We start from the raw sequence: 13,905 nt of genomic DNA, 5'->3' as shown, positions 1-13,905 counted from the left end.
CCCATATAACGGTGTTTGATACAAAGGCCTGAGCTTGTGCGCTGGGCCGTGGGCGGGCAAGCCTGGCGCGTGGCGCGGCTTGTGAACGCTGCCTTTTGTGTAACTATCAGGGGTCCTATGTCACTCATTCCAGTCACCATCCTCACGGGCTTCTTGGGCTCGGGCAAAACCACGCTGCTCAAGCGCGTGCTGCATGAGTCGCACGGCATGAAGATTGCCGTGATCGAGAACGAGTTCGGCGAAGAGAACATCGATACCGACATCCTCAAGACGGAATCGAAGGAACAGATTCTGCAGATGAGCAATGGCTGCATCTGCTGCACCATCCGTGAGGACCTGCGCGAAGCGCTGCAGCTGCTGGCGGCCAAGCGCCGCAAGGGACTGGTGGATTTCGAGCGCATCGTGATCGAAACCACGGGCCTGGCCGACCCCGGACCGGTGGCGCAGACCTTCTTCATGGATGAAGAAATTGCCGAAACCTATTTGATCGACTCCATCATCACCCTGGTGGACGCCAAGCATGCCGGCCAGCAGCTCGACACCCGCCAGGAAGCACGCCGCCAGGTGGGCTTTGCCGACCAGATCTTCCTGTCCAAGACCGACCTGGTGACGGAGGCCGACAAGGACGCGCTGGTCCACCGCCTCAAGCACATGAACCCGCGCGCACCGATCCGCGCTGTGCATTTTGGCGATGTGCCGCTCAAGGACGTGTTCGATCTGCGTGGTTTCAACTTGAATGCCACGCTCAACATCGATCCGGACTTCCTCAAGGAAGAAGGCCACGACCACGGCCATGTGCATGACGAGCATTGCGGCCACGACCATGACCATGGCGATAGCCATGGCCATGTGCACGATGAAAACTGCGGCCATGACCATGACCACGTGCATGGCGAGCACTGCAACCACCCGCACCACCACCACCATGACGATGATGTGAAAAGCTTTGTCTACCGCGTGGACAAGGCCTTTGACCCGGCCAAGCTGGAAGACTTCCTGGGCGCCATTGTGAACATTTATGGTCCGCGCATGCTGCGTTACAAGGGCGTTCTGGCGATGAAGGGCACCGACCGCAAGGTGATTTTCCAGGGCGTGCACCAGCTGATGGGCAGCGATCTGGGTCCCGAGTGGGCTGCCGACGAGCGCCGCCAGAGCAAGATGGTCTTCATCGGTATTGATTTGCCGCAGGACATCCTGCGCCAGGGCCTGGACCAGTGCGTGGTGGAGGCCTGATTGCCCACGAGGGGCCGGCCCGGGGATGAGACCCCGGGGAAACCCCCCGTTGCATCCGGGCTGCATCCACTTGTTGCTGTGCAGCGATGCCATATACAATCGCGGCCCGAAATGCAGCAAAGCAGGCATGCGGCGAGATACGGTTTCCGTGGTTCGTCCTGAAGATTTCGATGAGAGAGCGCGGTGTGACAAGGGGCTATGGCCTGTTGGGCACGGCGCTGAAGGAGAAGGAGGCTTGTGCAAGCGAGCTTTACCCTGCCAGGTGCTGGCCGGGTTGGCCTGCAAGATGACGGAGTTGCGGGCACCGGCCCGACTTCATAGATGTGCCTGGGTCCCTGTGGGACGCGGGCAAGTTGATCAGGGGGCGGAGCCTGTCGGGCTTTGCACCTTTTGTAACGAGACGGACATCCGTCGCATGTAAGAACTGCGCTAGCCAGTCGAGAGAACTATGCCTACCACTACGCAAACCATCCCTAAACGCGACGCCAAGCTGGCCAATGCCTGGAAGTCCAAGACGGTAGACACCCTCACTGACGATGAGGTGCTGTCGATGCCGGAGAGCGAATACATGAACGACATCCAGCTGGCGTTCTTTCGCAAGAAGCTGGTGGAGCTGAAGACCGGCATCCACCTCAATGCCGATGCCACGACGGAAAACCTGCGTGAAGACACCGTGGTCGTGCCCGATCCAGCAGACCGCGCTACCATTGAGGAAGAGCATGCGCTTGTCTTGCGCACGCGCGACCGTGAGCGTAAGCTCTTGAAGAAGATCGACCAGTCGATCAGCCGCATCGATGCGGGCGACTATGGCTACTGCGACGAGACGGGCGAACCCATCGGGGTGGGCCGTCTGCTGGCGCGTCCTACGGCCACTTTGTCGCTGGAAGCGCAGCAGCGCCGTGAATTGAAACAAAAAATGTTTGGTGATTGAGGCTGGGGCAGCGCACCGGACACACAAGGGGAGGGAGTAACCATGAGTGAGGCTCAAAAGCCAACCAAGGGTTTGTTGTCCAAAGTGGTGCGCTTTGTAACCAAACCGACCACGCAGTGGTCGGAGCTGGACAAGACGCCGGAGCCGGAGAACCCTGAGGCGCAGTTTTCCAAGCAGGCGCTCAAGGAAATCATGGAGCGCAAGCGCCGCAATGATTTTGTGCGCAAGCTGGAGTTCGACCAGCTGCGCAAGATCCGGCGCGAAGCCAACAAGTCCAGCAGCGCTGGCGCTGATGGGGCTGCCAGCTCGGCGGCCATGCTCGAAGGCGGGGTGGCGCCCGATGCCGCAGCTGTTGCGGCGGGCAAGCATGCCCATCCTTCGCACACCATCGAGAAAATCAACCAGATCGAGCGGCAGATGTCCAAGCAGTGGTGGTCCGGCGACAACGCCGCTGCGGCTGCGGCCGATCCTGCCGCTGCTGCCCCTGCCGAGGCCACGCCGGTCAGTGCGCCGGTGCCTGTGGCATCTGCTGCGGCGCCCTTGGTGGCCGAAGCTGTGCCTGTGGCACCCGCCGCTGCACCGGTGGCGCCGCCGCCAGCGGCACCGGCGACCTTGCCTGCCGCTGCCTTTGATGCCCAGGTCGAGTCGGGCCGGTTTATCCACGATACCGATCTGGAAGAAGCGGCGGTGTTGTTTGCCAACGGCGATGCAGCCGGGGCCGAGGCCTCGCTGCTGGCCCTGGTGCAACAGCGCCGTGGCGATCTGATGGGGCAGCTGACGATCTGGCTGACCTTGTTTGACCTGTACCGCGCCACCGGTGACCAGACCAAGTTTGATTTCCACGCTATTGAATTTGCCAGCAAATATGGGCGCTCTGCGCCCGTGTGGTTCTCGATGCCGCAAGAGCTGGGCGCCAAGGCGCTGCAGGCGGGCGACACCTCCGCGCAAGAGGTGCGGCTGCTTAACTGGCAGGCGCCGCCCGTGCTCAGCAGCGCGGCGCTCAGTGGCCTGCAAGGCAACCTCAAACGCTATGCACCCCCCTGGACGCTGAACTGGTCCCGCGTGACCGAGGTGCGCGATGAGGTGGTTGCCGCGCTGCTGGCGCAGTTCCGCGTATGGGCAGACCAGCCCGATGCGCGCCTGGTCTTTGTCGGGGCGGACCATCTGCTCTCGGTGCTCGAGGCGCAAACGCCGGTGGGTGACAACGCCGTGGCCCAGGAGCGCTGGTCGCTGCGCATGGCCTTTTTGCGTTTGCTGCAGCTGGAGCAGGATTTTGAAGCGGCTGCGCTCGATTACTGCATCACCTACGAGGTCTCGCCGCCATCCTGGGTCGCGCCCCGGGCCGAGACCAGCAGCGACAGCGCGCGCTCTGGCGCCCCCGCTGCGCCCGATATGTCGCTGGGCTTTGATCTGCCCGAGAGAAAGCCGGTGGCCGCCGACAGCCCGCAGGCCGTGCTCGAGGGGATTGTCGAAGGGGATGTCTCCCAGCAGCTCGATACCTTCACGCCGATGGTGGAGCCGGGCATGCCGTTCACGGTGCGCTGCGACCGCCTGATGCGCATCGATTTTGTCGCGGCTGGCTCGGTGCTCAACTGGGTGGCCGAATGCCAACAGAAAAACGTGCTGGTGCGTTTTGGCAACCTGCACCGCTTGAATGCCGTGTTCTTCAACCTGATCGGCATCAACGAGCACTCCATCGTCAACCAGCGGGAAAACTGATCGGTCAGCGGCAGCTGGCGACCAACGCACCTGCGGGTGCGTTTTTTTCTGCCTGCTGCGCCGCCCCCCTCCTTGGAAAACCCGTGCCAGGCTCCATATAGGCAAGACTATGGAACAGTATCACGGCACAACCATTCTCAGCGTGCGGCGCGAAACGCCGCAAGGCATCCAGGTCGCCATCGGCGGCGATGGCCAGGTCACCCTGGGCAACATCGTCGTCAAGGGCACTGCACGCAAGGTGCGCAAGCTCTATGGCGGCAAGGTGCTGGCCGGCTTTGCCGGCGCCACGGCCGATGCCTTCACCTTGTTTGAGCGCTTCGAGGCCAAGCTCGACAAGCACCAGGGCCAGCTGACCCGCGCAGCGATCGAGCTGACCAAGGACTGGCGCACCGACCGGGTGCTGCGCCGGCTCGAAGCCATGCTGGCGGTGGCCGACCATTCGGCCTCGCTGATCATCACCGGCAACGGCGATGTGCTGGAGCCCGAGCAGGGCATTGTGGCCATTGGATCGGGCGGCGCCTATGCGCATTCTGCCGCCAAGGCGCTGTTGAACAACACCGAGCTGTCGGCCGAAGAGGTGGTGCGCAAATCGCTGGGCATCGCCGGTGAGCTGTGCATCTACACCAATATGCACCACACGATTGAGACCTTGTGAGCGTCTGGCAGGCTGGCGCGCCGCCTGCCGCCCCATCTCCCATTGATCGACTGCTGTACCCGTTGCCCGGCGGGTGCCAACCGGATTTTTGCACTATGTCCTCGATGACACCCCAGGAAATCGTTTCCGAACTCGACAACCATATCGTTGGCCAGGCCAATGCCAAGCGCGCGGTCGCTATCGCGCTGCGCAACCGCTGGCGCCGCCAGCAGGTTGCTGACGGCCTGCGCCAGGAGATCACGCCCAAGAACATCCTGATGATTGGCCCCACGGGTGTGGGCAAGACCGAGATCGCCCGGCGCCTGGCCAAGCTGGCCGATGCGCCCTTCATCAAGGTTGAGGCGACCAAGTTCACCGAGGTGGGCTATGTGGGCAAGGATGTGGATGCCATCATCCGCGATCTGGCCGAGGTGGCCGTCAAACAGACCCGCGCCTCGGACGTGAAGAAGCTGCGCGTGCGTGCCGAGGATGCCGCCGAAGAGCGCATTCTGGACGCGCTGCTGCCACCCGCCCGCACCGGCGAAGCCGCACCCGATACCAGCACGCGCCAGGTGTTCCGCAAGAAGCTGCGCCAGGGTGAGCTCAATGACAAGGAAATTGACATCGAGGTGGCCGAGGCCAAGCCCCAGCTCGAGATCATGGGCCCCCAGGGCATGGAAGAGATGGCCGAGCAGCTGCGCGGCATGTTCAGCCAGATGGGCCAGGAAAAGCGCAAGGTCCGCAAGCTCAAGATCAGCGAAGCGCTGCAGCTGATCACCGATGAGGAGGCGGCCAAGCTGGTGAACGAGGAAGATGTCAAATCCCGGGCCATCGAGAACCTCGAGCAAAACGGCATCGTCTTCATCGACGAGATCGACAAGGTCGCCACGCGCCAGGAGACCAGCGGCAGCGATGTCTCGCGCCAGGGCGTGCAGCGCGATCTGCTGCCCCTGGTCGAAGGCACTTCGGTGTCGACCAAGTACGGCATTGTGAAGACCGACCACATCCTGTTCATTGCCTCGGGCGCCTTTCACCTGGCCAAGCCCAGCGACCTGATCCCCGAGCTGCAAGGGCGTTTTCCGATCCGCGTCGAGCTCGGCTCGCTGTCGGTGCAGGATTTCGAGGCCATTCTGACGCAGACCCATGCATCGCTGATCAAGCAGTACGAAGCGCTGCTGGCCACCGAAGGCGTGACGCTGCAGTTTGAGGCCGATGGCATCACGCGCCTGGCGCGCATCGCCTTTGACGTCAATGAGCGCACCGAGAACATCGGCGCGCGCCGCCTGGCGACGGTGATGGAACGCCTGCTCGAGGAGATCAGCTTTGGGGCCGCCAAGCTGGGCGGACAGACGGTGGTGATTGACGCCGCCTATGTGGACCAGCGCCTGGGCTCGTTGAGCCAAAACGAGGATTTATCGCGTTATATCCTCTAGCCATAAGGTGCGCGGCAGCGCGCATTCTGAACCGCGTGCCCGCCCATGTTGGCGGGCACTTGCTTTTCGGCCAGCCGCCGCATCTGGGCCTGTAGGAGAACATCTAGTTTTGTAACAAAAGACGATCAGATGCTAATCCCTGATGGCGTCAATTTTGCTAAGAGTCTGGATATAGAGGCGATTGTAAGTGCCTATCAAATAAGAAGAATTTCATAGCGGTTTTTGCTCGAAGTGCGTTATAAGTTATTGATTTACTTGTATTTTCATTGCAAATCATTGTGTTGAAGTGTGGCGTGATCTGGAATTCCTGATACAGTGGGGAAAAGTGCAGTTTTGTGGGAAAAAGTGCACTTACTCCCTCCGAAACCCCAACCAGAGTCCACACCGTGTTTCAAGGAGCTTCCTCACTCAGTCTTGATGCGAAAGGTCGGTTATCGATACCGACCCGGCATCGCGACGCGCTGACGAAGCCCGGACCTACGCTCACCATTACCCGCCACCCCCATGGTTGCCTGATGATCTTCCCGCAGGATGCCTGGGCGGTTTTCAGCGCGCGCATGGCGCAGGTCAAGATGGGCGAGCAGGTGCTCAAGCGGATTTTTCTGGGTAGCGCCATGGATGTGGAGATGGATGGCACCGGCCGTGTGCTGGTGTCCCCCGAGCTGCGTGCTGCGGCCAACATCACCAAGGACGCGATCCTGATGGGGATGGGCAGCCATTTTGAATTGTGGGACAAGGCGACGTACGAGAAGCAGGAGGCCGAAGCCCTGCAGAATCTGCCGCCCGACGCCCTGGATAACTTTGCATTCTGAGGTGCATGTGGAAACCAAGAACTACCTGCACACCACCGTCTTGCTGAACGAGGCCGTGGACGCCTTGTTGGAGGCCAGGGTCGAGATGGACCCGGTCTTTGTCGATGGGACTTTCGGCAGAGGCGGGCACTCCCGCCTGGTGCTGTCCAAGCTGCCGGCCCAGGGCCGGCTCATTGCTTTTGACAAGGACGTGGAGGCGATTGCCGAGGCCGGCAAGATTGCCGACGCCCGGTTTGCCATTCGCCATGAGGGCTTCAGCCACATGGCGCAGCTGCCTGCCGCTTCGGTGGCCGGCGTGCTGCTGGATCTGGGGGTCAGCTCCCCGCAGATTGACAGTCCCGAGCGCGGCTTCAGTTTCCGCTTCGATGGCCCGCTCGACATGCGCATGGACACCACCCGAGGCCAGAGTGTGGCCGAGTGGTTGCAAGAGGCGGAAACACAGCAAATAGCGGAGGTGATTCGTGACTTCGGTGAAGAACGGTTTGCTGGGCCCATTGCAAAGGCGATTGTTGCGCGGCGGGAGGCTGGCTCGCCAGTCGCCACCACTGCCGATCTGGCCGAGCTCGTGGCTGGCGCAGTCAAGACCCGCGAGGCTGGGCAAAATCCAGCTACGCGGACATTCCAGGCTCTTCGGATTTTCATTAATGCCGAGCTCGAAGAGCTCGAACAGGCGCTAGAGGCCAGTCTGCGGGTGCTCGCTCCCGGCGGCCGCCTGGTGGTGATCAGCTTCCACTCGCTGGAAGACCGCATCGTCAAGCAGTTCATCGCCAAGCATTCCAAAGAGGTGTTCGACCGCCGTGCACCCTTTGCAGCGCCCAAGCCCATGCTGCTCAAGGCGCTCGAGCGCATCAAACCCAGTGAGGCAGAAGTCTCGGCCAACCCGCGCGCCCGCAGTGCGGTGATGCGGGTGGCCGAACGCACCGAGGTGGCGGCATGATGCACCGCTGCCTGCCCGGACCATGCAACAGGGGGTGGCTGTGCTGCTGCGCCTGAACATTCTGCTGCTCATGGTGACGATCCTCAGCGCGATGGCGCTGGTGCAGTCGCAGTATGAATCGCGCAAGCTGTTCACCGAACTCGACCGCGCACTGGCCGAGTCGCGCCAGCTGGAGACGGACCACCAGCGCCTGCAGGTGGAAAAGCGCGCCCAGGCCACGCCGCTGCGCCTAGAGCAGCTCGCGCGCGACAAATGGGGCATGCAGACGGCGACGCCGGCCGTCACCGTCTATGTGCCCGAGCCTGGCACCGGAGGCGTGGCACCATGAGCAAGGACATGCGCTACTCCACCAGCCCGCTGCTGGCCGAGCGCACGCCGATGTGGCGCAGCCGCTTCATCATGATTGGCCTGGCGCTGGCCTTTACCGGCCTGATTGGCCGCGCCGCCTATGTGCAGGTCATCGGCAACGATTTCTTCCTGCGCCAGGGCGAAGTGCGCTTTGCCCGCACGATCGAGCTGCCGGCCAACCGGGGCCGCATCCTCGACCGCAATGGCCTGATTCTGGCCTCCAGCGTGCCCGCTGCCAGCATCTGGGCGATTCCTGAAGATGTGGACCAGGCCGATCCGGCGATCAAGGCCAAGATTGGCGAGATCGCCAAGCTGATGGGCATGCCGCTGGCGCAACTCGATGCCAAGCTGGCCGATGAGGACAAGTCCTTTGTCTGGATCAAGCGGCAACTCGATTGGGACATCGGGCAGAAGATCAAGGCGCTGGATGTCAAGGGCATCTACCTGCGCAAGGAATACAAGCGCCAGTACCCCGAAGGTGAATCCGCAGCCCACGTCGTGGGCTTTACCAATGTGGAAGACCAGGGCCAGGAAGGCATGGAGCTGGCCTTCAACACCGAGCTGGGCGGCAAGGCCGGCTCGCGCCGCGTGATCAAGGACCGCCTGGGCCGCATCGTCGAAGGCGTCGGCGTGGAGACGCCGCCGCAAGAGGGCCAGGACATCCAGCTGTCCATCGACAGCAAGGTGCAGTTCTTTGCCTACCAGAAGCTGCGCGACCAGGTGGCCGCCTTCAAGGCCAAGGCCGGCAGCGTGGTGGTGATGGATGCCCACACCGGCGAAGTGCTGGCGCTGGCCAACTACCCCAGCTACGACCCGAACAACCGCTCGCGCCTGACCGGCGAGCAACTGCGCAACCGCGCCATCACCGACACCTTTGAGCCCGGCTCGACGATGAAGCCCATCACCGTGGGCACGGCGCTGGAGCTGGGCCGGGTCAAGAACACCACGATCATCGACACCACCCCCGGACGCTACGCGATTGGCGGCTTCACGATCAGTGACACCCACAACTACGGGGCCTTGACGGTGGATGGCGTGATCCAGAAGTCCTCCAACGTGGGCGCGCTCAAGGTGGCGCAGAAGATGACGCCCCAAGAGATGTGGAATGTGCACTCGGCGCTGGGTTATGGGCAAAAGCCCCAGATCGCCTTCCCGGGCGCGGCCAGTGGCCGCCTGCGTCCCTGGAAGACCTGGAAGCCGGTCGAGCAGGCCACCATCTCCTACGGCTACGGCCTGTCGGCTTCGCTGTTCCAGATGGCGCGCTCCTACACCGTGTTCTCGAACGACGGCAATGTGATCCCGGCGACCATGCTCAAGCGCACGGGCCGTCCTGCGGGCACGCCGGTGTTCTCGAAGAAGACCGCCGAGCTGGTGCGCCACATGCTGTGGATGGCTGCCGGCCCCGGTGGTACCGGCCAGAAGGCGCAGACTGTGGGCTACTCCATCGGCGGCAAGTCGGGTACGGCCCGCAAGCAGCAGGGCCGGGGCTATGCCGCAGGCAAGTACCGCGCCTGGTTCACCGGCATTGCACCGATCGAGAACCCGCGCATCATCGTGGCCGTGATGGTCGACGAGCCCAGCCAGGGCAGCTTTTATGGCGGTACCGTCGCTGGCCCGGTGTTCAGCGAAGTGGTGCAGCAGACCCTGCGCCTGATGGGCGTGCAGCCCGATATGTCGGTCAAGCCGCAGATCGTGGCCAACGATGTGGAGGAGCCGCTATGATCACCACCACCCACAACACCACCACCGTGACCACGGTGCACAGCACCGCCGCCGCCGTTGAGTGGCTGCGCGAGCGTGTGCGTGGCGGTACCCTGCACACCGACAGCCGCCAGGTGCAAGCGGGCGACGCCTTTATCGCCTGGCCCGGCGGCGTCAACGACGGCCGGGCCTATGTGGCCCAGGCCGTGCAACGCGGCGCGGCCGCCTGCCTGGTCGAGCAGGCAGGCCTGGAACAATTTGATCTGCAAGGCATGCCCGTTGCTGCGATGGCCGATTTGAAGGCTGTCACCGGCCCGATGGCCAGCGCCTGGTTTGGCCAGCCCAGCGAGCAGCTCGATGTGCTGGCTGTCACCGGCACCAATGGCAAGACCAGCATCAGCTGGTGGCTGGCCCAGGCGGTGAGCCATCTGTGCGAAGCCGGCGTGCTGCCGCACCGGGGCTGCGCGATGGTCGGCACCCTGGGCGTGGGCATTCCGCCGCACCAGCTCGATGTGACCGGCATGACCACCCCCGATCCGGTGCTGCTGCAACGCGCCTTCCGCGGCTTTGCCGATGCCGGCTATGGCGCTTGCGCGATCGAGGCTTCGTCCATTGGCATTGCCGAGCACCGCCTGGCTGGCACCCGTATCCGGCTGGCCATCTTCACGAATTTCACCCAGGACCATCTGGACTACCACGGCAGCATGGATGCCTACTGGGCCGCTAAAGAGGCTCTGTTCCACTGGTCCGGCCTTCAATCGGCCGTGGTCAACCTGGACGACGCCCGGGGCGCGGCACTGGCGGCCTCCCTGGCCGGCGGCGCACTCGATCTGTGGACCGTCTCCGTGGATAAGCCCAGCCAGGCCCGTCTGTCTGCCCAGGCCATCCGCGCAGGCGAGCGTGGTCTGGTGTTCGAGGTCGTAGAGGCCGGCGCCGAAGGCGCTGCCGTGACGCTGCACAGCCAGGTGATTGGCCAGTACAACGTGCTCAACCTGCTGCAGGTGATGGCCAGCCTGCGCGTGCTGGGAGCCAGCTTGCAGCAGGCTGCACAAGCCTGCGCGGTGCTGGCGGCAGTGCCCGGCCGCATGGAGCAGGTCAGCCAGGCCGGTGCGCCGCTGGTGGCCATCGATTACGCCCACACCCCCGATGCGCTGGACAAGGCCTTGCAGGCGCTGCGCCCGCTGGCTGTACAGCGCGGCGGCCAGCTGTGGTGCGTGTTTGGCTGTGGTGGCAACCGCGATGCCGGCAAGCGCCCGCTGATGGGCCGCATTGCCCAGGCCGGTGCCGACGAGGTGGTCGTGACCAGCGACAACCCGCGCGGCGAGCAGCCCCAGGCCATCATCGACGACATTCTGCGCGGCATGACGCCCAGTGCGCATTGGCATGTACAGGCCGACCGCGCGGCCGCCATCGAAGAGGTGCTGCTGCGTGCAGCCAGCCAGGATGTGGTGTTGCTGGCTGGCAAGGGCCATGAGGATTACCAGGAAGTGGCCGGCGTGAAGCTGCCCTTTCTCGATGCCGCGCAGGCCCATGCTGCGCTGGCCAAGCGGAAAGAACAACTATGAGCATGATGACCCTGCAGCAGGCGCTGGGCTTCATTGAGCCCCTTGTCCCCCAGGCCCGGCTGGTGGGGGATGGTGCTGTGCCGCTGCTGCGCGTCCATTCGGACTCGCGCAGCCTGCAGGCGGGCGATTTATTTGTGGCGCTCAAGGGCGAGCGCTTTGATGCCAACCAGTTTCTGGCCCAGGCCCAGGCCGCAGGTGCAGCGGCCGCACTGTGCCATGCCGACCCGGCCGAGGCTGGCCTGCCCGGCATTGTGGTGCCCGATACCCTGGCGGCGCTGGGCGCGCTGGCCACGGGCTGGCGTGCGCAGTTCCCGCTGCCGCTGATTGCGGTGACGGGCAGCAATGGCAAGACCACGGTGACCCAGATGCTGGCCTCGATCCTGCGCGCCCATGCGGGTGATGCGGCCTGGGCCACGCGTGGCAACCTGAACAACGAGATCGGCGTGCCGTTGACCCTGCTGGGCCTGACGGCTGCGCACCGCGCTGCCGTGGTCGAGCTGGGCATGAACCACCCTGGCGAAATCGCCGTGCTCGCCGCGATGGCGCAGCCCCAGGTGGCCCTGGTCAACAACGCGCAGCGCGAGCACCAGGAGTTCATGCACACGGTGGAAGCCGTGGCCCGCGAAAACGGCAGCGTGCTCGCCGCGCTGCCGGCCGATGGCGTGGCGGTGTTCCCTGCTGGCGATACCTACACCCCCTTGTGGCAAGCACTGGCTGCCGGCCGGGCGACCTGCCTGTTCGGCGAACAGGCCGATGGTGCCCAGGCCTATGCCAGCGATGTGCGGTGGCAAGAGGGTGCCTGGCATTTGCAGCTGCACCTGCCCGGTGGCGCTGCGCCCGTGGTGCTGCAGATTGCCGGCCGCCACAACGTGCGCAATGCCTTGGCCGCCGCTGCTTGCGCCCATGCCGCCGGTGTGCCGCTGGCTGCGATTGCCCAGGGCCTGTCGGCGTTCGAGCCGGTCAAGGGCCGTTCGCGCGCGCTGGCCCTGCCCATCGCCGGCCGCAGCCTGACGGTGGTCGATGACAGCTACAACGCCAACCCGGATTCGGTGCAAGCCGCGATCGAGGTGCTGGCCGAGCTGCCTGCGGCCCAGCTCTTGGTGCTGGGTGATATGGGCGAGGTGGGTGACCAAGGGCCCCAGTTCCATGCCGAGGCCGGTGCGCTGGCCAGGCAGCATGGCATCGCCCAGTTGTTTACTTTGGGTGCCCAAAGCCAGTCGGCCGCCGAGGCCTTTGGTGCGGGTGCTCAGCATTTCGAGAGCATGCCTGCCTTGCAGGATGCGGTGTGCAAGTTGATGCCTCAGTTGGGCAGTGTGTTGGTCAAAGGTTCGCGGTTCATGAAGATGGAGCAAGTGGTGCAGGCGATGCAGTCGTGCGCAGACAAGGGCCTGAACGCCCATGAGGAGGCCGCATGCTGATTGTGCTCGCCAGCTGGTTGCAAAGCCTCTCGCCCGAGTTCGGCTTTTTGCGCATCTTCCAGTACCTGACCTTCCGCGCGGTGATGGCGGCGATGACGGCGCTGGTGATCGGCTTGGTGGCTGGCCCCAAGGTCATCCGCACCTTGTCGGCGCTGAAGATCGGCCAGCCCATCCGGGGCTATGCGATGCAAAGCCATTTGAGCAAGAGCGGCACCCCCACGATGGGCGGCGTGCTGATCCTGCTGGCGATCACCATCTCGACCGTGCTGTGGTTTGACCTGTCCAACCGCTTTGTCTGGATCGTGCTGATCGTCACCTGGGGCTTTGGTGCCATTGGCTGGGTCGATGACTGGCGCAAGGTGGTCAACAAGGACCCCGAAGGCATGCGCTCGCGCGAAAAGTATTTCTGGCAGTCGGTGCTGGGCCTGGCCTCCGCGCTGGCCCTGGTGTTCTGCATCTCGGAAAACACCAATGCCGAGGTCTGGAGCCTGTTCGTCAACTGGGTGCAGTCGGGCTTCTCGCTGGATCTGCCGCCCAACGCCGGCCTGATGGTGCCCTTCTTCAAGCAGGTGAACTACCCGCTGGGCGTGCTGGGCTTTGTGATCATGACCTACCTGGTCATCGTGGGCGCCAGCAATGCCGTCAACCTGACCGACGGTTTGGACGGCCTGGCCATCATGCCGGTGGTGATGGTGGGCTCGGCCCTGGGCGTGTTCGCCTATGTGACCGGCAGCGTCAATTTCTCGCGCTACCTGCTGTTCCCGCACATTGGCGGCACCGGTGAGCTGCTGGTGTTCTGCTGCGCAATGACCGGCGCGGGCCTGGCCTTCCTGTGGTTCAACACCCACCCGGCCCAGGTCTTCATGGGCGATGTGGGCGCGCTGGCGCTGGGCGGCGCGCTGGGCACGATCGCGGTGATCGTTCGGCAAGAGATCGTGCTGGCCATCATGGGCGGCATCTTTGTGGCCGAGGCCGTGTCGGTGATGATGCAGGTGGTCTGGTTCAAGTACACCAAGAAGCGCTATGGCGAAGGCCGGCGCCTGTTGAAGATGGCCCCCTTGCACCACCATTTTGAAAAGAGCGGCTGGCGTGAAACCCAGGTCGTTGTGCGTTTCTGGATCATCACGATGCTGCTGTGTCTGATCGGTCTGTCTACCTTGAAGCTGCGGTGAGC

At 63.7% G+C, this 13,905-nt stretch carries 12 protein-coding genes; all 12 read left to right on the top strand.

What is annotated here, in order from left to right; genetic code table 11:
• The first annotated feature begins 117 nt into the window (after nt 1–117).
• The 12 genes from WH265_RS22830 to mraY all read left to right on the top strand — a co-directional run bounded on the left by WH265_RS22830 (nt 118) and on the right by mraY (nt 13,903).
• A complete protein-coding gene (locus tag WH265_RS22830; protein ID WP_021026153.1) occupies nt 118–1,233 on the top strand; it encodes a CobW family GTP-binding protein in 1,116 nt (371 codons plus the stop codon).
• A 448-nt stretch (nt 1,234–1,681) separates the two neighbouring features.
• A complete protein-coding gene (dksA, locus tag WH265_RS22825) occupies nt 1,682–2,164 on the top strand; it encodes an RNA polymerase-binding protein DksA (protein WP_027010726.1) in 483 nt (160 codons plus the stop codon).
• A gap of 42 nt (nt 2,165–2,206) precedes the next feature.
• On the top strand, nt 2,207–3,883 hold the full coding sequence (locus WH265_RS22820) for a hypothetical protein (protein WP_021026154.1): 1,677 nt from the start codon (nt 2,207–2,209) through the stop codon (nt 3,881–3,883).
• 109 nt (nt 3,884–3,992) lie between these two features.
• The gene (gene hslV / locus WH265_RS22815; protein WP_021026155.1) at nt 3,993–4,538 is read left to right on the top strand and encodes an ATP-dependent protease subunit HslV; all 546 of its coding nucleotides are present in this window, start codon (nt 3,993–3,995) and stop codon (nt 4,536–4,538) included.
• 95 nt (nt 4,539–4,633) lie between these two features.
• Nucleotides 4,634–5,950, top strand: coding sequence for an ATP-dependent protease ATPase subunit HslU (gene hslU, locus WH265_RS22810; protein ID WP_339519703.1), 1,317 nt, complete (start codon nt 4,634–4,636; stop codon nt 5,948–5,950).
• 386 nt (nt 5,951–6,336) lie between these two features.
• Nucleotides 6,337–6,762 (top strand): division/cell wall cluster transcriptional repressor MraZ, encoded by a 426-nt coding sequence (mraZ, locus tag WH265_RS22805; RefSeq protein WP_021026157.1) that lies wholly within the window; start codon nt 6,337–6,339, stop codon nt 6,760–6,762.
• Nucleotides 6,763–6,769: 7 nt separating this feature from the next.
• Nucleotides 6,770–7,699, top strand: coding sequence for a 16S rRNA (cytosine(1402)-N(4))-methyltransferase RsmH (rsmH, locus tag WH265_RS22800; RefSeq protein ID WP_339519836.1), 930 nt, complete (start codon nt 6,770–6,772; stop codon nt 7,697–7,699).
• Between the two features lie 43 nt (nt 7,700–7,742).
• A complete protein-coding gene (ftsL, locus tag WH265_RS22795) occupies nt 7,743–8,027 on the top strand; it encodes a cell division protein FtsL (protein WP_027010728.1) in 285 nt (94 codons plus the stop codon).
• On the top strand, nt 8,024–9,769 hold the full coding sequence (locus WH265_RS22790; RefSeq protein ID WP_021026160.1) for a peptidoglycan D,D-transpeptidase FtsI family protein: 1,746 nt from the start codon (nt 8,024–8,026) through the stop codon (nt 9,767–9,769). Before ftsL ends, WH265_RS22790 begins: the two co-directional genes overlap by 4 nt.
• The gene (locus tag WH265_RS22785; protein WP_339559753.1) at nt 9,766–11,313 is read left to right on the top strand and encodes a UDP-N-acetylmuramoyl-L-alanyl-D-glutamate--2,6-diaminopimelate ligase; all 1,548 of its coding nucleotides are present in this window, start codon (nt 9,766–9,768) and stop codon (nt 11,311–11,313) included. The genes WH265_RS22790 and WH265_RS22785 overlap by 4 nt, the downstream gene beginning before the upstream one ends.
• A 2-nt stretch (nt 11,314–11,315) precedes the next feature.
• Entirely contained in the window at nt 11,316–12,731 is a 1,416-nt protein-coding gene (locus WH265_RS22780; RefSeq protein WP_339519837.1) for a UDP-N-acetylmuramoyl-tripeptide--D-alanyl-D-alanine ligase, read from the top strand.
• Complete coding sequence (mraY, locus tag WH265_RS22775) at nt 12,725–13,903, top strand: phospho-N-acetylmuramoyl-pentapeptide-transferase (protein ID WP_339519706.1); 1,179 nt, start codon at nt 12,725–12,727, stop codon at nt 13,901–13,903. The genes WH265_RS22780 and mraY overlap by 7 nt, the downstream gene beginning before the upstream one ends.
• Nucleotides 13,904–13,905 lie beyond the last annotated feature (2 nt).

The sequence above is a fragment of the Comamonas sp. MYb396 genome (assembly GCF_037479555.1).
GTDB lineage: Bacteria > Pseudomonadota > Gammaproteobacteria > Burkholderiales > Burkholderiaceae_C > Comamonas.
The sequence above is the reverse complement of the archived record's forward strand: the minus strand, read 5'-3'. Positions and strand labels throughout refer to the sequence as shown.

Excerpts from the sequence above, each read along its gene's own strand:
- WH265_RS22830 (WP_021026153.1), top strand. The coding sequence starts at position 118 with ATGTCACTCATTCCAGTCACCATCCTCACGGGCTTCTTGGGCTCGGGC.
- dksA (WP_027010726.1), top strand. The coding sequence starts at position 1,682 with ATGCCTACCACTACGCAAACCATCCCTAAACGCGACGCCAAGCTGGCC.
- WH265_RS22820 (WP_021026154.1), top strand. The coding sequence starts at position 2,207 with ATGAGTGAGGCTCAAAAGCCAACCAAGGGTTTGTTGTCCAAAGTGGTG.
- hslV (WP_021026155.1), top strand. The coding sequence starts at position 3,993 with ATGGAACAGTATCACGGCACAACCATTCTCAGCGTGCGGCGCGAAACG.
- hslU (WP_339519703.1), top strand. The coding sequence starts at position 4,634 with ATGTCCTCGATGACACCCCAGGAAATCGTTTCCGAACTCGACAACCAT.
- WH265_RS22790 (WP_021026160.1), top strand. The coding sequence starts at position 8,024 with ATGAGCAAGGACATGCGCTACTCCACCAGCCCGCTGCTGGCCGAGCGC.
- WH265_RS22785 (WP_339559753.1), top strand. The coding sequence starts at position 9,766 with ATGATCACCACCACCCACAACACCACCACCGTGACCACGGTGCACAGC.
- WH265_RS22780 (WP_339519837.1), top strand. The coding sequence starts at position 11,316 with ATGATGACCCTGCAGCAGGCGCTGGGCTTCATTGAGCCCCTTGTCCCC.
- mraY (WP_339519706.1), top strand. The coding sequence starts at position 12,725 with ATGCTGATTGTGCTCGCCAGCTGGTTGCAAAGCCTCTCGCCCGAGTTC.